We start from the raw sequence: 22564 nt of genomic DNA on the forward strand, positions 1-22564 counted from the left end.
AAAATGAAAGATACTGCGTTATCACACGTACATGAAGCTCTTGGTGCAAAAATGGTTCCATTTGCTGGATATAACATGCCTGTGCAATACGAAGGTGTAAATATTGAACATGAAACGGTTAGAAAAGGTGTTGGTGTTTTTGATGTTAGCCACATGGGAGAATTTTTTCTTAAGGGAGAAAATGCTTTAGCTTTAATTCAAAAAATTACGACTAATGATGCTTCTAAATTAGTTCCTGGAAAAGCGCAATATACATGTATGCCTAACAATACAGGTGGAATTGTAGATGATTTAATTATCTACATGATTCAAGAAAATGAATACATGCTAGTTGTAAACGCTTCTAATATTGAAAAAGACTGGAACTGGATTTCTCAACATAATGATTTAAATGTTGAAATGGAAAACAGATCTGAAGATTGGTCTTTATTAGCAATTCAAGGCCCTAAAGCTGCTGAGGCTATGCAGTCTTTAACTAAGGTTGATTTATCTGCTATCAAGTTTTATACATTTGAAATTACTGATTTTGCTGGAATCCCAAATGTAGTAGTTTCTGCTACTGGTTATACAGGTTCTGGAGGATTTGAAGTATATGTAAAAAATGAAGATGTAGAAGCTTTATGGAAAAAAGTATTTGAAGCTGGTGCAGATTGGGATATAAAACCTATCGGATTAGCAGCTCGTGATACGTTACGTTTAGAAATGGGATATTGTTTATATGGAAATGATATTACAGATACCACTTCTCCTATTGAAGCTGGTTTAAGTTGGATTACTAAATTCTCTAAGGATTTTGTAAATGCTGAAACTTTAAAAGCTCAAAAAGAAAACGGTGTTTCTAGAAAGTTAGTTGCTTTTGAAATGACTGAACGTGGTATTCCTCGTAAAGATTATGAAATTGTAGCTACAAGCGGAGAAGTAATCGGAGAAGTTACTTCCGGAACTATGAGTCCGAGTTTAGGTAAAGGAATTGGTTTAGGATATGTAACAATCGAAAACTCTAAAGTAGATTCTGATATCTTAATACAAATACGTAAAAAACAAATTCCTGCTAAAGTGGTTAAACTACCATTTTATAAAGGATAAAACATAAAAAAAGCTGCTTTTTAAAGCAGCTTTTTATTATTAAATTGTTCTGGTTTTGCTGGAACAATATCTTTATAAAATGCTAAAAAAGCATCGAAATCTTTTTCTATACTATCTGTTAAATAATAAGGTTCTGCAACTACGATTTGCTTATTTTCAAAATCAAAAGCAAACATTACAACAGGAATATTAGCTCCTTTGGCGATGTAATAAAATCCTGTTTTCCATTTCTTTGTATATTTTCGTGTTCCTTCAGGAGACAAAGCCAATCTAAACTCTTCTTTTTCATTATAAATTTGCACAACAGAATCTACAAAATTGTTACTTTTTGTTCGATCTACTGGTGTACCTCCTAACCATCTGTAAATAAAACCAAATGGAGGTTTAAAAAGTGAAGCTTTACCAACGAAATCAATTGGAATTTGAATTACATTTCGAGTTAAAATTGCAATAGGAAAATCTTTCCAGCTAGTATGCGGAGCTCCAATAATAATATACTTTTTTAAGTCTTTAGGAAACGCTCCAACGATCTTCCATCCTAAAATTTTATGGAAAATAAATTTAGAAATTGCTTGTGTCATTAATTCATGTTAAAGTGGTAAATTTACCGTTTTAATTTTTTATGCAGATGAGCGAACAGCTATTATACATTTTAGCAACTGGTTTTGTAGGAATTATCATAGGTTTTTTGGTAGGTTTTATCATTCAAAAAAATAAAGCTTCTGTTCTAGAAAAAGACAATTCTAGTCTTCAAGAACGAAATTCAATGCTTTTAGAGCAAAAAACTGTTGCAGAAAGTGAAATGATGACTTTAAAAGAAGAATTAAAAACTATACAAACAGAAAAGGATACTTTAAAAGAAAGAAATCAATCTTTAACTGAATATAAATCTTCTTCTGAAAAAAATGTAGAAGAATTAAAAAGCGAATTAAAGTTTTTACAAACAGAGAAAGAAAGTTTAATAAAGGTCAATACGCGTCAAGATGTTGATCTAAAAAACTTACAACATAAGCTTACTGAACAAAAAGGTGAGTTAGAAGGATTACAAGAAAAATTCACAAAAGAATTCGAAAACTTAGCCAATAAAATTTTAGAAGAAAAGTCGAATAAATTTACTGTTCAGAATAAAGAGAATATTCAAAACATTTTAAATCCGCTAGAAAAGAAAATTAAAGATTTTGAGGATAAAGTAGATAAAACTCACAAAGAGAGTATTGATTACCACTCTGCTTTACGTCAACAAATTCTTGGTTTAAGAGAATTAAATGCTCAAATGAGCAAAGAAACTTTAAACTTAACTAGAGCTTTAAAAGGTGATAGTAAAACTCAAGGAAATTGGGGAGAATTAGTTTTAGAACGTGTTTTAGAAAAATCTGGTTTAGAAAAAGATAGAGAGTATTTTGTACAACAATCGTTTACAAATGAAGAAGGAAAACGTATTTTACCTGATGTTGTAATTCATTTACCAGATAACAAAAAAATGGTAATCGATAGTAAAGTGTCATTAACTGCGTACGAAAAGTTTGTAAATTCTGATGATGAAACAGAAAAAACAACTTTCTTAAAAGAACATTTAATTTCTTTAAAGAGACACGTTGAACAACTCTCTGAGAAAAAATATGAAGATATTTACAAAATAGAATCTCCAGATTTTGTATTACTTTTCGTTCCTATAGAACCTGCTTTTGCTGTAGCTTTAAATGAAGACAATACGTTATACAACAAAGCCTTTGAAAGAAATATTGTAATTGTAACTCCTACTACGTTATTAGCGACTTTACGCACAATCGATACGATGTGGAATAATGAGAAACAACAACGTAACGCTATAGAAATTGCTCGTCAAGCTGGCGCTTTATATGATAAATTTGAAGGTCTTTTAAAAGATTTAATTAATATTGGTAAAAAAATAGACGCAACTAAAAGTGATTATAGTTCAGCTATGAATAAATTAGTTGAAGGTAGAGGAAACTTAATTACCAGCGTAGAAAAACTTAAAAAAATGGGAGCTAAAGCTAAAAAAGCACTTCCTGAAAGCATTATTGAAAGAGCAAACGACAATAGCTAACCAAAAATTGAAATGTAAATGCAAGAGTTAAAAAAAGGATACTTATTCAATTATAAAACTCAGACCTGGAAAGTCACTGATATTTATAAAATTAATTGGGACGACGGTTCTAATACTACAGAGTATAAAGTAAAAGATAAGAACGGTATTGTTAGATACTTAATGATCGAATATGTTAGAAAGGAATCTCCTAAATACACATTTTGGGAAAAACTACATAACATAGATCATTTCTTATCTCAAATTACTAAAACTGAAACTGATTACGTATCTATTAACAATGCTAAGTTTCCTAAGAAATTCAATTACAAAAATGTAGCGTATGATTTTGATGAGCGTTGCGATGGAACTTGTTATTATGATTACGAATCGGAAAGAGTAAATTCTTTAGATTATACGAACACAGACGATACAAAATTTTTCTCTATTCAATTATGGGATGATGAAATTGAAATTTGTACTGGGAAATTGATTTCTAAAACTGAAATCAAAAATATTCAAGAAAGAAAAACTTTTGTTGATACTAGTTCTTTAGGAAGTTTTATTAGTCGATATTTTGTAGGGTTAATATTTGGAGCTTTTATTTTAATGACATTAATGCTTGGAAAATGCTCAAATAATAATTCTTGGAATGGTAACGGAGATTATAATGACTCAACGAAAGTTTATAGAAATACAAACAATTACTACAGAGGTAGAAGCTCAAGAGGATTTGGTAAATAAAAAATTATGGAAGAAAACACGCTTATTTGGCTTACTAAAACCGTAACATATGTAACGTTATTTTATGCCTCATTTATTATTGCTAAACTGTTTTTTAAATTTAAAAACAGAAAAATAAACATTGAAAACGAATTAACCATAAAAGATAATGTAGCATTTGCTGTAACTGCTACAGGTTATTTTATTGCTACTTTAACCATTTTTGTTGGCGTTCTGCATGGTGAATCACACGGATTAATAAAAGATGTTATTTTAATCTTATTCTATTCTTTCTTCGGAAATTTACTATTAATTCTTACATCTATTATTAATGAAAAAATAGTTTTTGGTAAGAAGTTCCGATTTTATAAAGAAATTATAAAAGATGAAAATTTAGGAACTGGTTTTATGGAAGCAGCCAATTTTATTGGAGCAGGATTAATTATTTATGGTGCTATTTCTGGTAGAAACATCAATTTATTTCCAGATCAAGGAGAAATGGGTCATTATTTATCTGACTTTTTAAGTTTGTTATTCTTCTGGTTATTAGGTCAAGTTATCTTATACATATTTTTAAAAATATATCGCAAATTTGTGAAATACGATTTCATCAAAGAAATTCAAAAAGACAATAATGCTGTAGGAATAGTATATGCTAGTATTTTTGTGGCTGTTTCTTTCTTATATTCATTTGCTTCTAGAGGAGATATAGAATCATGGGAAATAGCTTTAGAAGATATTGCATATCATTTAGGTTTAGCTATTATTTTACTACCATTATCTAGAATTTTTGTTGAAAAAATAATACTACCTAAGAGTAATTTAACTCACGAAATTGTACATCAAGAAATTCCGAATAAAGGAGCTGCTTTAATAGAAGCTTTTGCTTATATCGGTAGTGCAATCATTATAAGTTATTGTATGTAAATGGCATCCATAAAAGTTAAAAGAAGAATTTTATTTCTTGCCTTGTTTGCAACAGGATTATCTGGTATAGTTGCAGAATATTGTTTCGCCACATTATCTACTTATTTTATTGGAGATTCTGTTAAGCAGTGGTCTATTGTAATTTCTTTGATGCTATTTAGCATGGGATTAGGTAGTCGAATTACAAAATCTTTTGATGGAAATGTATTTAAACTTTTCATTTTTACAGAATTCGCTCTTTCCTTATTAGTTTCTTTCTCGGCAGTTACAACCTATTATCTAGCTACTCAATTAGAATATGTATCTATTTACATTTATTCAATGGCTATTTTAACAGGAATGTTAATTGGTATGGAACTTCCTTTGGCCATGCGATTAAACAACGATTTTCAATCACTAAAACTAAACGTAGCTAATATTTTAGAAAAAGATTATTACGGAAGTCTAATTGGTGGATTATTTTTTGTGTTTATTGGTCTTCCTTATTTAGGACTAACTCATACGCCTTTTATCTTAGGTTTTATTAATCTTTTTGTAGCCATTCTTTTACTTATATTTTTTAAAAATAAATTGAATAAGCAAGAGAAAAACATGCTATTCTCTTTTGCAGGAGTATTGGTTACCATATTAATTATCGGAAATATTTTTGCTGGAAAAATCATTTTACATGGAGAACAAAGTAAGTATAAAGATAAAATTGTTTTTCAAGAACAATCTATTTATCAGAAGATTGTAGTTACCAAATGGAAAAAAGATTACTGGTTATATTTAAATGATAATTTACAGTTTTCTACTTTTGATGAACCTATGTACCATGAAGTTTTAGTGCATCCTATAATGCATATTTTGAATAAACCTAAAAAAGTTTTGATTCTTGGTGGTGGAGATGGTTGTGCTGCTAGGGAATTATTAAAGTATCCTTCTTTAAAACAAATAACTCTTGTCGATTTAGATAAAAAACTAACCGATCTTTTCATTAATGAATCAGAATTGGTAGCTATTAATGAAAAGTCTCTAACCAATGAAAAAGTTCGTATTGTTAATCAAGATGGATTTAAATATGTTACGGATACCAAAGAGTTTTTCGATTTAATTCTTATCGATCTTCCTGATCCTAGAAATGTAGAATTAGCTCGTTTGTATTCTAAAGAATTTTATGAATTGTGTCGATTAAAATTAACTCCAAATGGTGGTTTAATTACTCAAGCTGGTAGTCCTTATTATACTCCTTATGCATATAAATGTATAGAAAAAACGATGAAAAAAGCTAATTACAGTGTTCTAGCATTACATAACCAAGTACTTTCTATGGGAGAATGGGGTTGGATTTTAGGAACTAAAAATCAACTTTCTAAACAAGAAATGATGACTAAATTGAATCAATTAGATACGCAAGTAATCACAACAAAATGGTTAAATAAAGAAGCCATGCAATTAATTACTTCCTTCGGAAAAGACTTTTTTAAAAAGAAAAAATTAGATTCAATAGAAATCAATCAGATTAGTAATCCTGTGCTCTACGAATATTATAACAAAGGAAACTGGGACATTTATTAATTATGAAAAAAAATAACGAAAAATACATTGCTTTAAAGGCAGAAATGTTCCACTTTGATACTTGGTTATCTACCACTAATACTGATCAATTAAAACATGAATTAGAAAGGTTATTAATCAATTCGGGATTTAACATTGTCAACTTCATAGAACATAATTTTCCTATTAAAGGATACACTGCTGTTTGGTTATTAGCTGAAAGTCATTTAGCGATTCATACTTTTCCAGATCAAGAAAAAACATATTTGCAAATCAGTAGTTGTAATGAAAATAAGCTATCTTTATTGAAGAAAAAGTTAGTTTAGTTATGAAAATTAAAATTACATGTTTAATATTTTCTTTAGTCTTTCTATTTTCTTGTAATTATAATAAGGATGAAATATATTTTAAAGACAGTAATAAGTTAAGTAATAAAACTAAAAAAGCGGTTTCTAAGTTAATTAATTATGGAGCAATTACGGGACCTCTTTTGGGTTAGACTGGTGATAAATCAGAACAATGGGATAACTTTATTGAATTTAAAAAAAACGTAACTGATTCTGAATTAATTACTCTATTAGAATTTCCCCACCCCGTTGTTCAATGTTATAGTTTTGATATTTTAGTGAGAAAGAAACATAACAATTGCTTTGAAATATTGAAGAAAAAGCTTAATGATTCTACTAAGTTTGGTATACAATATGGATGTGTTGGATGGGAAGCTAGAGTTAATGACTATTTCATAAATTCATATTTTTCACGAACATTAAATTACAAATTAAAAGAAAAAGAAGAACTTGATAGCTTAGTTATCTTTAACAGTAATCTAACTACAAATTACAAGAATAAATTATTAGAAAAAATTAAACCAAAACCTAAATTTTATAATAAAATTAGAGAATTAGCATTGCAAAATAACTACTCAGCAGTTATAGCTTTATCTAAATTTAAAAAAAATAAAGATGTATTTATTATTAATTCATTACTCAAAAACAAGGAAAAAAGTATCCAATATTTTGGATTAGTTGCTGTAAAAAATTTTCCTAACAAAGCTTTCTTCAAAAACATTATAAACATACACCAAAAAGAAATAAATATTCCTGGATATAATTATCAACATACAAAAGCTTTATATAAAGCTATAGTAAGTTATAAAACACCAGAATCAAGAAAATTACTAGAAAAGTCCATTAACAAAATACGTGAGTCAAAAGATCATAAACACAAAGGTCATATTTGGAAGACTTTAAAGGCAAAACCAGATTACATGTATAAAGGCCTTATAGAGCAAATGGAATTTTCTAAATATGAATTAATGTCTCTAAAATATGAATTACATAGCTACAATAGCACTATATTCGATACGATAGTTAATAATTATCTATTCTCATTGTAATCTTACAAATCTACAACGGTATCGTAATACATAAAACTTAGTTTTTAAGGTTAAAAATTTCATTTTCCACAAGTAATATAGAACGAAATCGATTTATTTATCAACACGAAATCGATTTAGTACCCTCCTTCTTTTTTTTGATTGATTATTTCACAATAAATTCGTTAAAAAATGGTTAACCTTCATTTTTTTAACATTTAAAAAACCATATCTACAACGTAAGTTTTTCACAATGTTTTTTAAACAATAGCGGCCCTATTTTAACCTTTTTCAAAAAAACCTAATAACACAAACACAATGAAACAAACCCTAAAAACTTTACAGCTTGTCTTCATATTCTTCTTTGCGTGGAATATACAAGCACAAGACGAAGATGTAATGTTCCAAGCTTTCGATTGGAATGTTCAAAATCAACCTGCCGGACAAACATGGTTCAATGTTGTCACTCAAAATAGTGCAGAAATAAGTAGTGCTGGTGTCGATTTAATTTGGTTACCTCCAGTGAGTGATTCTGCAGCTCCACAAGGATATTTACCAAGAGAATTATATAATTTTAATAGTGCTTATGGTACAGAAGCTCAATTAAGAGGCTTAATTAATCAATATCATAATTTAGGAATGAAAATTATTGGAGATATTGTAATTAACCATAGAGTTGGTACTAGTGACGCTGTTACTTTTACTAATCCTGCTTGGCCAACTACATTTATTACTGCCGATGACGAAGGAAGAAACTTTGTAAACTTTCCTGTAGAGTTTAGTATTAATTCAGATTACTTTCCTGGTACAGCTTTAAAAGCTGATGGTTCAAACGGAACTTATGGTCCTGCTAGAGATTTAGATCATAGAAATCCAGCTGTTAGACAAGAGATAAAAAACTGGATGAATTTCTTAAAGAATGATTTAGGATTTGACGGTTGGAGATATGATTTTGTTCATGGATATGATCCAATATATAACAAAGAATATAATGACGCTACACAGCCTTACTTTTCTGTAGGAGAGTTATTAGAGAGTAGTAGAGTTCAAACAAATAACTGGGTAAACTTTACACAACAGTCTTCTTCTGCATTTGACTTTAATACTAAAGTTACTTTACAAGATGCTATTAGAGACAACAATATGTCTTATTTAAGAGATGGACAAGGAAGACCATCTGGTATGATTGGTATTAATCCAGGAAAATCGGTAACGTTCTTAGATAATCACGATACTGGTTTTGCGCAACAATGTTGTGGTTCTAACTATGTTTTCCCAGGTGGTGAAACAAACTTAAGAAAGGGATATGCTTACATTCTTACTCACCCAGGTAATCCTATGATTTTCTGGACACATTATTTTGATGCTGGAAATGGTGTAAGACAAGCAATTAAAGATTTAATAGCAATTAGAAAAGATGTAAGAATTTTTGCGAGCTCTTCTATTAATATTGCTGAAGCTAGAAACGATGTTTATGCAGCTTACATTGATGGAAGAAATGGAACTATTGCAATGAAACTTGGTGGTGGTAATTGGTCTCCTCAAGGTTCAGGTTGGACTTTACGTACTTCTGGAACAGATTATGCGGTTTGGACAAAAGGCGGAACTGTTACGCCTCCTCCTCCACCTCCAACTCAAGTAGATCCTTTTACTGTAAACTTTAAAAAACCTAGTGGATGGGGAAATAATCTAAATGTATATTTATTTGATGCTTCTACAAATGCTATTATTCCTGGAACTTCAGGTTGGCCAGGACAATCAGCTACTAATATTAATGGAACTCCATGGTATTCATTACAAGTTAATCCACCTTCTGGTGTTGCTGCTCAAAATATTAGAGTGATTTTTAACGATGGAACTAACCAAACTGATGATTTAAGCAGAAGTACTAATGGTTGGTATGATAATGGAACATGGTCTAATACATGTCCGTCTGATTGCAGTGGAAGTACAAATCCACCGACAACTAATACTAGATTTATTGTTAACTTTAAAAAACCAAATGGTTGGGGAAATGGTGTAAACGCTTATTTCTTTGATGCTGGTTCTAATACTACAATTTCTGGAACCGCAGGTTGGCCAGGACAGGCAACAACTAACATTTCTGGAACACCTTGGTATTCTTATGAAGTTGCTATTCCTTCTGGAACTTCATTAAATAATGTTCGTGTAATTTTTAATGATGGAAATAACCAAACTGATGATTTAACTAGAAGCTCAACTGGTTGGTATGATAATGGAACATGGACAAATACATGTCCGTCTGACTGTGATGGCGCTACTCCACCACCTCCAAGTAATAATAATGTTACATTAAACTTTTTAAGAACATCTTCTTGGGGAAATACTGTAAATGTATATTTATATAATAGGAATACAAATTCTACTTTAGCTGGAACTCCTGCTTGGCCAGGTAGAACAATGCAAAATCAAGCTAGTACTTCTTGGTCTTCAACTTCATTTACATTACCTAGTAATGTTTCTACAAATAATGTTGGAGTTGTTTTTAACAATGGAAATGGTCAGCAAACTGTAGATTTAAATAGAGGAACTTCAGGATGGTTTAGAATTACTGGAAGCTCAAGTGGAAAAGCTACAGGAGTTTGGTCTAATTCATGTCCTAGTGGATGTGTTTCTTCAAGACAAATATCAGTAAATAATGATTCTGATTTAATAACAGAAAACTCTGTAAGAATAGCACCTAATCCAATTAATCAGAATGGAAACTTATTTATCACAACAACTCAAAAAGGTGTTTTAAAAGTATCTGTAATGAATTTATTAGGACAATCTAAAACAGTTTATGAGAAGACTAATAATGCTGGAAAGCATACAATTCAATTAAACAATGATGATTTTGGAGCAAAAGGAATTTATATTATCTCAACTACTTTAGATAATGTAAATATTACGAAACCTATCAAAGTAATTAAAAATTAATTCCTTTCAATAGTTTTAATATAATCCCAATAAAAAACGGTTGTTTTAATTAACAACCGTTTTTTTAATTATATATTTTTATAAAAAATTACATTACAAATAATCTTCTGTGGTGCATTAAATCTTGTACCTTTTCTCCTATTTCGTGTAATTTCTCATCATTATCAGCATTTTGTATTGCTTCGTCAATTAAATCAACAACAACAAGCATATCTTCTTCAACTAAACCTCTTGTTGTAATCGCTGGAGTTCCAATTCTAATTCCTGAAGTTACAAATGGAGATTCTGTATCAAATGGAACCATATTTTTATTTACAGTAATTTCTGCTTTACCTAAAGCTAATTCAGCATCTTTTCCTGTAATTCCTTTATTTCTAAGGTCAATTAACATCATATGATTATCTGTTCCTCCCGAAATAATATGATACCCTTTCTCTACAAATGCTGAAGCCATAGCTTGAGCATTTGCTCTAACTTGAATTTGATACTCTAAGAATTCATCAGTTAAAGCTTCTCCGAAAGCAACTGCTTTAGCTGCAATTACATGCTCTAATGGTCCTCCTTGGTTTCCTGGGAAAACGGCACTGTTTAATAACGTAGACATTTTCTTTAATTTTCCACTCTTTAATTTTAAACCGAATGGATTTTCGAAATCTTTACCAATCATAATCATACCACCTCTTGGCCCACGTAATGTTTTATGAGTAGTAGTAGTTACAATATGACAGTGAGGTAATGGATCACTTAAAATACCTTTAGCAATTAATCCAGAAGGGTGAGAAATATCTGCCATTAAAATAGCTCCAACGCTATCTGCAATTTCACGGAAACGTTTAAAATCCATATCTCTTGAGTAAGCAGAAGCTCCAGCAATAATTAACTTTGGCTTATGTTCTTTTGCTTGACTTTCGATATGATCATAATCTAGTAAACCAGTTTCTTTATCAACTCCATAAAAAACAGGATTGTATAATTTTCCTGAGAAATTTACTGGTGATCCATGAGTTAAATGTCCACCGTGTGATAAATCGAAACCTAAAATAGTATCTCCAGGTTGTAAACAAGCTGCAAAAACAGCAGTATTTGCCTGACTACCAGAGTGAGGTTGTACATTTACATATTCAGCTCCAAAAAGTTCTTTTGCTCTATCTATGGCAATTTGTTCTACGATATCTACAACTTCACAACCTCCATAGTAACGTTTACCTGGATATCCTTCAGCATATTTATTCGTTAAAACAGAACCTTGTGCTTGCATTACTTGATCACTAACAAAGTTTTCTGATGCAATTAGTTCTAAACCATTTAACTGACGTTGTTTTTCTTCCTGAATTAAATCAAATATTTGATGATCGAACTGCATTTATTATTGTTTTTAGTTGTTGTTATTCTTTTTTTGAAAAGAGCTAGGCAACAGTGTTGGAAATAATTTAAAGAACAAAAATAACCATAAAGTTCCAGCGGGTAGCATAAAAATTAGAAAAGCTGGTATTACTTTTAATATGTCTATTGTTTGTTCTTTAACTTTCTGTTTTTCTTCAAGATTCAATTCCTGTTTAAAGGATTTTTTTATTAAGAAAAACCACTCTATAGTCTCTTTATATTCTTGTATAAAACTAGTTTTGTAATGATGAAGTAATGCTTTAATTTCTTCAATAGTTAACATTACAGTTTTCTACGTTTCTTTTCTGTTTTTATAAGATTTAACTCTCTAGAAGTTTGTCCTTCTACAGATGTATTTTCTTCTGCTCTTCTTATTAAATAAGGCATTACATCTCTAACTGGTCCAAATGGAACATATTTAGCTACATTGTATCCTTCTTTAGCAAGATTAAAACTTATATGATCGCTCATTCCATATAATTGTCCAAACCACATTCGTTTATCTCCATTCTCTATATTATATTTCTCTGCTAATTCCATTAATAAGTAAGAACTTTCTTCATTATGCGTACCTGCAAATAAAGCCATATTCTTATGTTCCATCATATATAAAATGGCTTCATCGTAGTTCTTATCAGTAAGCTCTTTTGTTTTACATATTGGAGATAGATAAGCGTATTCTTCTGCTCTATCTCTTTCTTTCTCCATGTATGCACCACGAACTACTTTCATTCCAATATGAAATCCTTTCTGATGTGCTCTTTGATGTAAAGATTTTAAGTACTCCATACGATCATGACGATACATTTGTAGTGTGTTAAAAACTAATGCTTTCTCTTTATTATATGTTTCCATTAGTTCTTCTACTAAATCATCTGCTGCATCTTGCATCCAGCTTTCTTCAGCATCAATTAATAATGGAACATCTTTACTAAAGGCTAATTTGCATACTCTATGAAATCTAGCTTTTACACGTTCCCATTCTTGCTCTTCTTCTTCGGTCAATGCTTTTTTCTCTCCTATCTTTTGATATAAAGCAAATCGACCAAATCCAGTTGGTTTAAAAACAGCAAAAGGAATTGAGTTTTTTTCTTCTGAGAATTTAATAATATTTTCAATAGTTTCTACTGCACTATCGAAGCTTTCCTCCTCTTCTTTTCCTTCCACAGAATAATCTAATACACTATGTACATTACCTTGATTGTACATTTTTTCGATATTAGGAATACAATCTTCTTCTGTGATTCCTCCACAGAAATGATCGAACACTGTTGAACGGATTAAACCTTCTACAGGTAAATGCGCTTTTAAAGCAAAATTTGTAACAGCTGTACCTATTTTTACCATAGGTTGACTCTGTATTAAGCGAAATAGAAAATGAGCTCTTTCTAGCTCAGAATCAGATTTTAATTTAAACGCTACTTCGGTATTTTCAAAAAGTTTCATTAATAGTAGTACCTAGTTTACTTTATTCCGACAAATATAGAAGACAACATTTAAATATTTTAATATTTTCTACTTAATTTGCATCTTATTAAATCAACCAATGAATACAATTCAAGCAACTACATACCCAGTACATTTTTCTGATAAAGCATATCAAGAATTAAATTTACATTTAAAAGAAAATACGTATTCATCAATTTTTATATTAGTTGATGATAACACTATTGAATGTTGCTATCCTAAATTTATACAACGTTTAGAAACAAATACTAAGATTGAATTAATTCAAATTGATCCGGGTGAAGTTTATAAAAACTTAGATACGTGTTTAAGTGTTTGGAATGTAATGACTGAATTAGGAGCAGATCGAAAAAGTTTATTAATTACACTTGGTGGTGGAGTTATAACAGATTTAGGTGGTTTTGTTGCTTCTACATTTAAACGAGGAATCGACTTTATTAATCTTCCTACTACATTACTTTCTATGGTAGATGCTTCTGTTGGTGGAAAAACTGGAGTAGATTTAGGAGTTTTAAAAAATCAAATTGGAGTTTTTGCTAATCCACAGATGGTATTAGTTGATCCAGAATATTTATACACATTAGACCCAAGAGAAATACGCTCAGGAACTGCTGAAATTATTAAATATGGAATGACACACGATATTCATTTATTTAATGAAATAAAAGACAATGCTGATTTAAATATCATTGACTTAATTCATAGATCTATTGAAATTAAAAACGAAGTTGTAACTGAAGATCCTAAGGAAAAAGGGTTACGTAAGGTTTTAAATTGGGGACATACAATTGGTCATGCTGTTGAATCTTACTTTTTAGATTCTGAACATAAAGAAAACCTTACTCATGGTGAAGCTATTGCAATCGGAATGGTTTGTGAAGCATATTTATCTTCTCATATTTTGGATTTTCCAAAAGATAAAACAGCTGAAATAAAAGATGCAATTATTAAGATATACGGTAAAATTGAAATTCTACCAGAAGATATTAGTCCGATTATGGGATTATTGATTCACGATAAGAAAAATGAAGCCGGTGTTGTAAAATTTGTTTTACTAAATGATTACGAAGATTTTGAATTAAGCTGTGAGGCTTCTGAAGAATTAATTCGTGAAAGTATTGAATATTATAATTTATAAAAGTTAAAAGTTGGTTTAAAAGCCAACTTTTTTATTTAAAAACAAGCTTGATAAATCTTTTCGTATTGTGGTAAAATTTTATCCAGAGAAAACTGTTTTGTATGCGCTTTAGCTCTTTGTTTGAATTCTAATAAAGTAGCGTCGTTTTCTAAAATTTTCAGTGTGTTATTTGCCATATCTTCAACATCACCAACATCACTTAAAAAACCTGTTTCTCCATGAACATTAACTTCTGGTAAACCTCCAGCATTTGTTGAGATTACAGCTGTATTTGCTGCCATAGCTTCCAAAGCTGCTAACCCGAAACTTTCTGCTACAGATGGTAACAAAAACACGTCAGTATAACATAAAAGTTTAGCTACTTCGTTACTATTTCCTAAGAATAATATTTTATCTGCAATTCCTAATTCTTTAGCTAAATTTTCAGCTTTTAAACGCTCTGGTCCATCACCTACCATTAATAGTTTTGCTGGTGTTTTTTGTTGTACCTTATGAAAAACCTTAACTACATCTAAAACTCTTTTTACGGGTCTAAAATTACTTACATGAGTTAAAATTCTTTCATCAGGATTTGCAACAGCACTTCGCATGCATTCTTCCTGATCGGCAATATCATATTTAGCAGTATCTATAAAGTTATATACTACTTTAATATCTTTTTCAATAGAAAACAATCGTAATGTATCTTCTCTTAAACTACTTGAAACAGCTGTAACTTCATCTGATTTATTAATACTAAACTCAGCTGCTGTTTTGTATGATGGATGACTACCTACTAAAGTAATATCTGTACCGTGCAATGTAGTTACAACCTTTACCTTAATACCTTCATCTTTTAACATCTTTTTTGCCATGTAAGCTGCATAAGCATGAGGAATAGCATAATGTACATGTAAAACTTCTAAATTATATTGTTTTACAACTTCTACCATTTTAGTAGATAATGCTAATTCATAAGGTTGATATTGAAATAAAGGGTATTCTTCTAACATAACTTCATGAAAATGCAAGTTATGCGAAATAAAATCTAAACGAACAGGTTGATTGTATGTTATAAAATGAACTTCGTGTCCTTTGTTAGCTAATGCCATTCCTAATTCAGTTGCCATTACTCCACTTCCACCAAAAGTAGGATAGCATACAATACCTATTTTCATTGAGTTAAAATTGTTTGATCTTTTAGTACGTAAAAATACATATTTGTTTGCGCTGATATGTTAATAATAATAAAAAAGAAACGCCGCTATGTTAAGTAGCGGCGTTTTATATTGATATTAATCTGATTAGTAATCTCCTAAAGTAGCAGGATTTTGAGCTAATGCAGATTCTAATTGCTCATCGTTAGGAGCTTTTCCATGCCAAGCATGTGTATGCATCATAAAATCTACTCCATTCCCCATTTCTGTATATAATAAAATACAAACTGGTTTTTCTTTTCCTGTTCTAGATTTAGCTTCATTTAAACCTTCTAAAACAGCGGCAACGTCATTTCCTTGTTTAACTTCTAAAACATCCCATCCAAAAGCTTCAAATTTAGCTTTTAAACTTCCCATAGCTAATACTTCATCTGTAGTACCATCTATTTGTTTTTCGTTTACATCTACAGTAGAAATTAAGTTATCTACTTTTTTAGCAGCTGCGTACATTACAGCTTCCCAAACTTGACCTTCTTGTAATTCTCCATCACCATGTAAAGAGAATACTAATTTATCGTCGTTATTTAATTTTTTAGCTTCTGCTGCACCAATTGCAACACTCATTCCTTGCCCTAAAGAACCAGATGCAATTCTAATTCCTGGTAAATGTTCGTGAGTAGTTGGGTGACCTTGTAAACGAGAATCTAATTTTCTGAAAGTAGCTAATTCTTCTACTGGAAAGAAACCACTTCTTGATAAAACACTATAATATACTGGTGAAATATGACCATTAGATAAGAAAAATAAATCTTCATTTTCTCCATTCATATTAAAATCAGTAGAATAATCCATTACCTCCTGATATAAACATGTAAAAAACTCTGCACATCCTAATGATCCACCAGGGTGACCTGAATTTACTGCATGCACCATACGAAGTATATCTCTACGTACTTGTTGTGTAAAATCTTGAAGTTGTTGTGTTGTTGGCATTGTATATTATTTTGTGGACACAAAAGTAATAGATTCAGAATGAAAACAAAGCTAATTGACAAAGAAAAAAGGGCTCGATTATTTAGTTGATTAAATTTTCTTTTTCGTAAGAGATTTTCCCGTCCTCTTTAATTCCCCCGAACCCTTTTCTTACCCCAAAGAAAATCTTAAAGTTTTAATTACACAATAAATTGTGCCCACGTTTTATAAAAAACGAGTCCTAAAACATCTAAACCGCTGTAAAACAAAACCGTAAAACGAGCACTTATTTTTAACTTTTTAATACTTATTTTTGTTGAAAATCGCTTCGTTAATGAAATTTTATAAATTCTTTTTTCTCTTTTTTATTACTTTTTTTATCAATCAAAATTTAAAAGCACAAGAAATTATAAACGATAGTTTAACTGAGAAATCATATGGTTATTTAATAGACTCTTTCTACAAGAATTTAAAAGATACTGCAATAGCAAAAGTTTATGCTCGTGCATATTTAAAAAAAGCAGAAAAAAATAAATCATTTACTTATAAACTTTACGGAAACTTTTTATTATCTCAATACAAAAATGATTATAGGGAATTTCATGTTTTTTGTGACTCTCTTATAAAAATATATGAATCTCAAAAAAAATATGATTTTTTAATTAAGATAAGAAGTCAGAAAGCAAATGCATACGAAGTAAAAAAACTTAAAAACAAAGCTTTAAAAGAATATTTAGCGATTAAAAAAATTATAAATTATTATAAAAATGATAGTATTTATGAATTTGTTAATTATAGAATAGGAACAATTAAACTCGCTAACAAACAATATAAAGGAGCAAAAGATATTTTTAATGATATATTGAAAAAAAAGAAAACTAATTCAAATAACCCTATTCTAACATATAAAATATATAACAAGCTTACATTAATTTACTCATTATTAAAAAAATACGACTCCGCATATTATTTTTTAGATAAAGGTTATGGAATACCATATCAATATAAATCTTTAGAACATACTAGAACTCTTCTATACTACAATGCTAAACTTAAATTTGAAGAAAAAAAGTATGACATCGCTATTAAACATTTAAAAAGATATATCAAATTTATTATTCCTGATCACGTAGCAATTAATCGATTGTCTTACTGTTACACACTACTAGCTATATGTTATGATAAAACAAATAACTATAAAGAAGCTAAAAGATTTCACTATAAAGTTGACTCTATTTACAAGAAAGAAAACATCATAAATCCTGAAATTGAAAAGACTTATTATTTTCTAATTGAAAAATCAAAAGATGAAAATAACTTAACTGAACAATTAAACTACTTAAATAGTCTAATTGATATTAACAATTATAACAACAAAATAAACCAAGAGCTAAATAGATCATTATCAGAAAACTACAACAAACCTAAGCTCATTTCTAAAAAAAATGAAATTATTGCTAAGTTGCAAAAAAAAGCAAATCGAAACCAACTTTATAAACTATTATATGGAACTGGAATTTTAATAGTTCTTCTAATTTTAATCTACCAAACCAAGAGAAAACGTAATTATAAACGTCAATTTTTAAAACTAATTGAAGAAGAACAAAACTCTAATACAGTATCATTTAACAATACAACTTTAACACCAAAACAAGATTCTTATAAAATTTCAAAAGAAGTTAGCAAAACTTTATTGAATAAATTAGATTTATTTGAGAAAAACAAAGGTTTTTTAAATCCAGAAATCAACCTTAAAAAATTAGCAAATAGTTTAAATACAAATTCTTCTTATTTATCCAAAGTTATCAATCAGCACAAACAACAAAATTTCGCTAATTACATTAATCAACTTCGTGTAAAATACATTGTTAACGAGTTAAAACATAATACAACTTTTCAGAAATATACTGTAAAAGCACTTGCTGAAGAAGTTGGTTTTAAAAGTGCTGAATCTTTCTCTAAGGCATTTTATAAATTCACTAATGTAAAACCTTCTTACTTCATTAATGAATTGAAAAAAATTAATTCAAATTAAATATTTTTCAAACTTTTTAACCAAAATTAACATAATTAACCTCCATCTATTTAGTAGATTGGCCGAAAAATTAACCAAATGAAATACATTTCAATATTATTTACATTATTAACCTTTAATTTATTCTCTCAAGAGAAACCTAATTGGTTAAGACACTCATCTATTTCACCTGATGGAAAAGAAATAGTATTCACTTATAAAGGTGATTTGTATAAAGTTTCTTCTACTGGAGGAAACGCAACACAATTAACTTTCCATAAAGCACATGATTATAAAGCTATTTGGAGTAAAGATGGTAAAAAAATCGCTTTTGCATCTAATCGTTACGGAAACTTTGACATTTATGTTATGGATGCTCGCGGAGGTGCAGCAGAAAGATTAACTTTTCATTCTAGTAATGAAACTCCATTTTCATTTTCTGCAGATAATAAAACTGTAATCTTCGGTGCTCAACGTCAAGATCATGTAAAACACAGACAATACCCTACTGGATCGCAACCAGAATTATATAGCGTTCCTGTTTCTAGTGGTAGAGTGAGCCAGTTGTTAACCGTACCAGCTGAAGATGTTCAAGTATCTAAAGACGGACAAACAATGTTATATCATGATAAGAAAGGTGGAGAAAATGAATGGCGTAAACATCATAAATCTTCAATTACTAGAGATATCTGGAGTTATAACACTAAAAATAAAACTCATAAAATGATTACTTCATTTGAAGGAGAAGATAGACAACCTATTTTTTCTGAAGATGAAAAAAGCATGTATTATTTAAGTGAAAAAAGTGGAACATTTAATATTCATAAAATTAACTTAAACAATCCTAATCAAGATCAACAAATAACTAGTTTCAAATTGCATCCTGTTCGTTTTCTAAGCATGGGTAACGGAACTTTAAGTTTTGGTTACGACGGTGAGTTATACACCATGAAAGAAGGACAAAAGCCTTCAAAAGTAAATGTTATTATTAGAACACAAAGTATTGATAACAGTGACAAATTTATATCTATAAATGGAGGTGTAAATGAAATGGCCATTTCTCCTAATGGAAAAGAAATTGCTTTTATAGCTCGCGGTGAAGTTTTTGTTACTTCTGTAAATGAATCGTTTACTAAAAGATTAACAAACACCCCAGAAAGAGAACGTTTTGTTACTTGGACACCAGATGGCAAATCTGTAGTATATAGTAGTGAAAGAAATGGTAAATGGAGTATTTACAAAACTGAAAAAGTTAGAAAAGAAGAGCCTTTCTTTTTTGCTTCTACTTTAATTAAAGAATCTCCAGTAATTGAAAATAAATTTGATAATTACTTACCTGAGTTTTCTCCTGACGGATCTAAAATCGCTTTTGTTGAAGGTCGTCGTACTTTAAAAGTAATGGATTTAAAATCTAAAAAGCAAGTAACTTTACTTACTCCAAAAGACTTATTCCATATGAGAGATGGAGATAAATATTATACTTGGAGTCCAGATAGTAAATGGTTATTAGTCGGATGGAGTAAAACGTTAAGCAATAGTGAAGTTTTATTAATGGCTGCAGACGGATCTAAACGTATTAATTTAACTGAAAGCGGATACAGTGATTATTATCCGAAATGGGTTAACGGAGGAAAGCAAATGTTATGGTTTAGTAATCGAAATGGTTTAAAATCTTACGCAACTAGCGGTCAGTCTCAAACTGATGTGTATAGTATGTTCTTTACTCAAGACGCTTGGGATCAATTTAATCTTAGTGATGAAGATTTCAAATTAATGGAAGCTATTAAAGCTGAACAAAAGAAGAACAAGAAAAAAGAGACTGCCAAAAAGGACAAAAAAGACGATAAAAAAGATAAGAAAAAAACTGATAAAAAGAAGGAAATTAAACCTCTTACTTTCGACTGGGACAGTATGAAAGATCGTACTAAGAGACTTACTATTCATTCTTCTAGTTTAGGTGACGCCGTATTGTCTAAGAAAGGTGATATTTTATATTACTTAGCTCGTTTTGAAGGAAAAATGAACCTTTGGAGTACAAATTTACGTACAAAGGAAACTAAAATGGTAATGCGTTTAAATGCTAATTTTGGTTCACTTCAATGGGATAATGATATGAAAAACCTATACTTATTAAGTGGCGGAAGAATTTCGAAAATAGCTCCAGCTAAGAAAAGTAATAAAGGCGTTAAAATTAATGGTGAAATGCTATTAGATACTGATGCTGAAAGAGAAGCAATGTTCGATCACGTTTGGATTAGAACTAATGCGATTTTCTACCACCCTGATTTTCATGGTATCAATTGGAAGCAAATGAAAAAGGAATACAAAAAGTACCTACCATCAATTGGTAATTCTTTTGAGTTTTCTGAAATGCTTTCTGAAATGTTAGGTGAATTAAATGTATCACATGCTGGTGCAGGTTATAGAACTAGTATCAATAATGCAGATGCTACTGCTTCTCTTGGAATTTTCATGAATTACAATCATAAAGATGATGGTATTTTAATTGATGAAATCATAAAAGATGGTCCGTTAGACAAATCATCTTTAAATGTAAAATCAGGAATGATCATTGAAAAAATTGATGGTGTTACTATCGATAAAAATGTTGATGTTGCTAAATATTTAAATAGAAAAGCTAGAAAATTTGTTTTATTAGATATTACTGATCCTAAAACTAAGAAAAAACAAACTATAACAGTAAAACCAATTTCTCTTGGTGAAGAAGGTAGCTTATTATATAAAAGATGGGTAAAAACTAACGAAAAAGAAGTAGATCGATTAAGTAACGGAAAATTAGGATATGTTCATATTCCAGGAATGAGTGATGGTCCATATAGAAGTATTTACAAAGATATTATGGGTAAATTCTTCGAACGTAAAGGAATGATTATCGATACTCGTTTTAACGGCGGTGGTGATTTAGTTGCCGACTTAGCTATGTTCTTTACTGGTGTACCTTTTATTTCTTACGAAACAGAAGCTAAAGTTGTTGGTGGTGAACCTACCTCTCGTTGGACAAAACCAACATTAACCATGTTTAATGAAAGTAATTATTCTGACGGACATTGTTATGCCGCAGGATATACTGATTTAAAAATTGGTAAAACTGTAGGAATGCCAGTTCCTGGTACTTGTAGTTTTGCTGGTTGGGAAGGTTTACCTGACGGAAGTTATTGGGGAGTTGTTCCTGTAAGTGCTAAAGATAAATCTGGAAGATGGATGGAGAATAATCAAACTGAACCAATGATTAAAGTAAAAAATATGCCTGGTATTATTGATAATGGTCGTGATCAGCAATTAGAACGATCTGTAAAAGAAATGCTAAAAGATATTAAATAGTTTTACTTGAATTTAAATGATAATAAATCAACCTTTTATAATAACTAATTCTGTTACTCTATCAGATGGAGGGACTAAATATGTTATTGGTAATGATAAAAATAGTAATGAGTTTACTATATGTATTTATCAATTTGTACTTGAAGAAAATTTTAATTCTAAACGAATTCCTGGACGACTATATTTTAATGACGTATTAATTGACATTCGTTCAGATATCGAAAAAAATATAATTGAAGCTTTAGAAAAATGTATCGTTAAGAGTGATTTAACCGAATTTAGTTTTTCAAGTAGTTTAACAAAAATTAAAGATGCTACTAGTTTATTAGAAGCAAATGATATAGGTCCTGGATTTGCTAATGCGTATCTTATAAAACTTATACTTGATTATATTAAATCTGACCTTTATATTAAAAATTCAGAAAAGTTTAAGTAAAACAAACTATTTAAATTAAAAAAAGCAAAACCAATTGGGTTT

At 29.8% G+C, this 22564-nt stretch carries 18 protein-coding genes; 12 read left to right on the plus strand and 6 right to left on the minus strand.

Annotated features, from left to right (window positions below):
• The first annotated feature begins 3 nt into the window (after nucleotides 1-3).
• Nucleotides 4-1086, plus strand: a complete 1083-nt coding sequence (gene gcvT, locus Q1A46_RS10260; protein WP_299677713.1) for a glycine cleavage system aminomethyltransferase GcvT — start codon at nucleotides 4-6, stop codon at nucleotides 1084-1086.
• A gap of 20 nt (nucleotides 1087-1106) precedes the next feature.
• Here gcvT and Q1A46_RS10265 read toward each other — a convergent pair whose 3' ends face one another.
• Entirely contained in the window at nucleotides 1107-1667 is a 561-nt protein-coding gene (locus Q1A46_RS10265; RefSeq protein WP_299677716.1) for a 1-acyl-sn-glycerol-3-phosphate acyltransferase, read from the minus strand.
• 221 nt (nucleotides 1668-1888) lie between these two features.
• Here Q1A46_RS10265 and rmuC point away from each other — a divergent pair, with 221 nt between their 5' ends.
• From rmuC to Q1A46_RS10300, 7 genes are all read left to right on the plus strand, one after another.
• Nucleotides 1889-3154, plus strand: a complete 1266-nt coding sequence (rmuC, locus tag Q1A46_RS10270; RefSeq protein ID WP_373456511.1) for a DNA recombination protein RmuC — start codon at nucleotides 1889-1891, stop codon at nucleotides 3152-3154.
• 18 nt (nucleotides 3155-3172) lie between these two features.
• Nucleotides 3173-3877, plus strand: coding sequence for a DUF4178 domain-containing protein (locus Q1A46_RS10275; RefSeq protein WP_299677722.1), 705 nt, complete (start codon nucleotides 3173-3175; stop codon nucleotides 3875-3877).
• A 6-nt stretch (nucleotides 3878-3883) separates the two neighbouring features.
• Nucleotides 3884-4783, plus strand: a complete 900-nt coding sequence (locus Q1A46_RS10280) for a DUF350 domain-containing protein (RefSeq protein ID WP_299677725.1) — start codon at nucleotides 3884-3886, stop codon at nucleotides 4781-4783.
• Nucleotides 4784-6340, plus strand: a complete 1557-nt coding sequence (locus Q1A46_RS10285; RefSeq protein WP_299677729.1) for a polyamine aminopropyltransferase — start codon at nucleotides 4784-4786, stop codon at nucleotides 6338-6340.
• A gap of 2 nt (nucleotides 6341-6342) precedes the next feature.
• On the plus strand, nucleotides 6343-6645 hold the full coding sequence (locus tag Q1A46_RS10290) for an S-adenosylmethionine decarboxylase (RefSeq protein WP_299677732.1): 303 nt from the start codon (nucleotides 6343-6345) through the stop codon (nucleotides 6643-6645).
• A gap of 332 nt (nucleotides 6646-6977) precedes the next feature.
• The gene (locus Q1A46_RS10295; RefSeq protein WP_299677735.1) at nucleotides 6978-7715 is read left to right on the plus strand and encodes a hypothetical protein; all 738 of its coding nucleotides are present in this window, start codon (nucleotides 6978-6980) and stop codon (nucleotides 7713-7715) included.
• 297 nt (nucleotides 7716-8012) lie between these two features.
• Entirely contained in the window at nucleotides 8013-10634 is a 2622-nt protein-coding gene (locus Q1A46_RS10300; protein WP_299677738.1) for a starch-binding protein, read from the plus strand.
• Nucleotides 10635-10722: 88 nt separating this feature from the next.
• Here Q1A46_RS10300 and glyA read toward each other — a convergent pair whose 3' ends face one another.
• From glyA to Q1A46_RS10315, 3 genes are read right to left on the minus strand one after another with little or no spacing between them, the layout of a single operon-like run.
• A complete protein-coding gene (glyA, locus tag Q1A46_RS10305; RefSeq protein ID WP_299677741.1) occupies nucleotides 10723-11997 on the minus strand; it encodes a serine hydroxymethyltransferase in 1275 nt (424 codons plus the stop codon).
• A 12-nt stretch (nucleotides 11998-12009) separates the two neighbouring features.
• Nucleotides 12010-12300 carry an LETM1 domain-containing protein gene (locus tag Q1A46_RS10310; protein ID WP_299677744.1) on the minus strand — a complete coding sequence of 97 codons (291 nt, stop codon included), beginning with the start codon at nucleotides 12298-12300 and terminating at the stop codon, nucleotides 12010-12012.
• The gene (locus Q1A46_RS10315) at nucleotides 12300-13463 is read right to left on the minus strand and encodes a proline dehydrogenase family protein (RefSeq protein WP_299677747.1); all 1164 of its coding nucleotides are present in this window, start codon (nucleotides 13461-13463) and stop codon (nucleotides 12300-12302) included. Before Q1A46_RS10315 ends, Q1A46_RS10310 begins: the two co-directional genes overlap by 1 nt.
• Before the next feature lie 100 nt (nucleotides 13464-13563).
• Between Q1A46_RS10315 and aroB the strand changes: the two genes are divergently transcribed.
• Nucleotides 13564-14622: a 3-dehydroquinate synthase gene (gene aroB / locus Q1A46_RS10320; protein WP_299677750.1), complete on the plus strand. Its 1059-nt coding sequence runs from the start codon at nucleotides 13564-13566 to the stop codon at nucleotides 14620-14622.
• Nucleotides 14623-14657: 35 nt separating this feature from the next.
• Here aroB and bshA read toward each other — a convergent pair whose 3' ends face one another.
• Together bshA and Q1A46_RS10330 are read right to left on the minus strand one after the other, a co-directional pair.
• Nucleotides 14658-15779, minus strand: coding sequence for an N-acetyl-alpha-D-glucosaminyl L-malate synthase BshA (gene bshA / locus Q1A46_RS10325; RefSeq protein ID WP_299677753.1), 1122 nt, complete (start codon nucleotides 15777-15779; stop codon nucleotides 14658-14660).
• A gap of 126 nt (nucleotides 15780-15905) precedes the next feature.
• On the minus strand, nucleotides 15906-16751 hold the full coding sequence (locus tag Q1A46_RS10330; protein WP_299677756.1) for a transketolase: 846 nt from the start codon (nucleotides 16749-16751) through the stop codon (nucleotides 15906-15908).
• Between the two features lie 313 nt (nucleotides 16752-17064).
• Here Q1A46_RS10330 and Q1A46_RS10335 point away from each other — a divergent pair, with 313 nt between their 5' ends.
• The 3 genes from Q1A46_RS10335 (at nucleotide 17065) to Q1A46_RS10345 (ending at nucleotide 22522) form a co-directional block, all read left to right on the plus strand.
• Nucleotides 17065-18765, plus strand: coding sequence for an AraC family transcriptional regulator (locus tag Q1A46_RS10335; RefSeq protein ID WP_299677759.1), 1701 nt, complete (start codon nucleotides 17065-17067; stop codon nucleotides 18763-18765).
• A gap of 78 nt (nucleotides 18766-18843) precedes the next feature.
• Complete coding sequence (locus Q1A46_RS10340; protein WP_299677762.1) at nucleotides 18844-22086, plus strand: S41 family peptidase; 3243 nt, start codon at nucleotides 18844-18846, stop codon at nucleotides 22084-22086.
• 16 nt (nucleotides 22087-22102) lie between these two features.
• Complete coding sequence (locus Q1A46_RS10345) at nucleotides 22103-22522, plus strand: hypothetical protein (RefSeq protein ID WP_299677765.1); 420 nt, start codon at nucleotides 22103-22105, stop codon at nucleotides 22520-22522.
• The last annotated feature ends 42 nt before the right edge of the window (nucleotides 22523-22564 follow it).

Source organism: uncultured Tenacibaculum sp. (genome assembly GCF_947502995.1).
Classification (GTDB): domain Bacteria; phylum Bacteroidota; class Bacteroidia; order Flavobacteriales; family Flavobacteriaceae; genus Polaribacter.

Coding starts and splice junctions, on each gene's coding strand:
- Q1A46_RS10310 (WP_299677744.1), bottom strand. CDS start 12,300: ATGTTAACTATTGAAGAAATTAAAGCATTACTTCATCATTACAAAACT.
- Q1A46_RS10280 (WP_299677725.1), top strand. CDS start 3,884: ATGGAAGAAAACACGCTTATTTGGCTTACTAAAACCGTAACATATGTA.
- Q1A46_RS10285 (WP_299677729.1), top strand. CDS start 4,784: ATGGCATCCATAAAAGTTAAAAGAAGAATTTTATTTCTTGCCTTGTTT.
- Q1A46_RS10315 (WP_299677747.1), bottom strand. CDS start 13,463: ATGAAACTTTTTGAAAATACCGAAGTAGCGTTTAAATTAAAATCTGAT.
- bshA (WP_299677753.1), bottom strand. CDS start 15,779: ATGAAAATAGGTATTGTATGCTATCCTACTTTTGGTGGAAGTGGAGTA.
- Q1A46_RS10335 (WP_299677759.1), top strand. CDS start 17,065: ATGAAATTTTATAAATTCTTTTTTCTCTTTTTTATTACTTTTTTTATC.
- Q1A46_RS10330 (WP_299677756.1), bottom strand. CDS start 16,751: ATGCCAACAACACAACAACTTCAAGATTTTACACAACAAGTACGTAGA.
- Q1A46_RS10275 (WP_299677722.1), top strand. CDS start 3,173: ATGCAAGAGTTAAAAAAAGGATACTTATTCAATTATAAAACTCAGACC.
- rmuC (WP_373456511.1), top strand. CDS start 1,889: ATGATGACTTTAAAAGAAGAATTAAAAACTATACAAACAGAAAAGGAT.
- aroB (WP_299677750.1), top strand. CDS start 13,564: ATGAATACAATTCAAGCAACTACATACCCAGTACATTTTTCTGATAAA.
- Q1A46_RS10290 (WP_299677732.1), top strand. CDS start 6,343: ATGAAAAAAAATAACGAAAAATACATTGCTTTAAAGGCAGAAATGTTC.
- Q1A46_RS10300 (WP_299677738.1), top strand. CDS start 8,013: ATGAAACAAACCCTAAAAACTTTACAGCTTGTCTTCATATTCTTCTTT.
- Q1A46_RS10265 (WP_299677716.1), bottom strand. CDS start 1,667: ATGACACAAGCAATTTCTAAATTTATTTTCCATAAAATTTTAGGATGG.
- gcvT (WP_299677713.1), top strand. CDS start 4: ATGAAAGATACTGCGTTATCACACGTACATGAAGCTCTTGGTGCAAAA.
- glyA (WP_299677741.1), bottom strand. CDS start 11,997: ATGCAGTTCGATCATCAAATATTTGATTTAATTCAGGAAGAAAAACAA.
- Q1A46_RS10345 (WP_299677765.1), top strand. CDS start 22,103: ATGATAATAAATCAACCTTTTATAATAACTAATTCTGTTACTCTATCA.
- Q1A46_RS10340 (WP_299677762.1), top strand. CDS start 18,844: ATGAAATACATTTCAATATTATTTACATTATTAACCTTTAATTTATTC.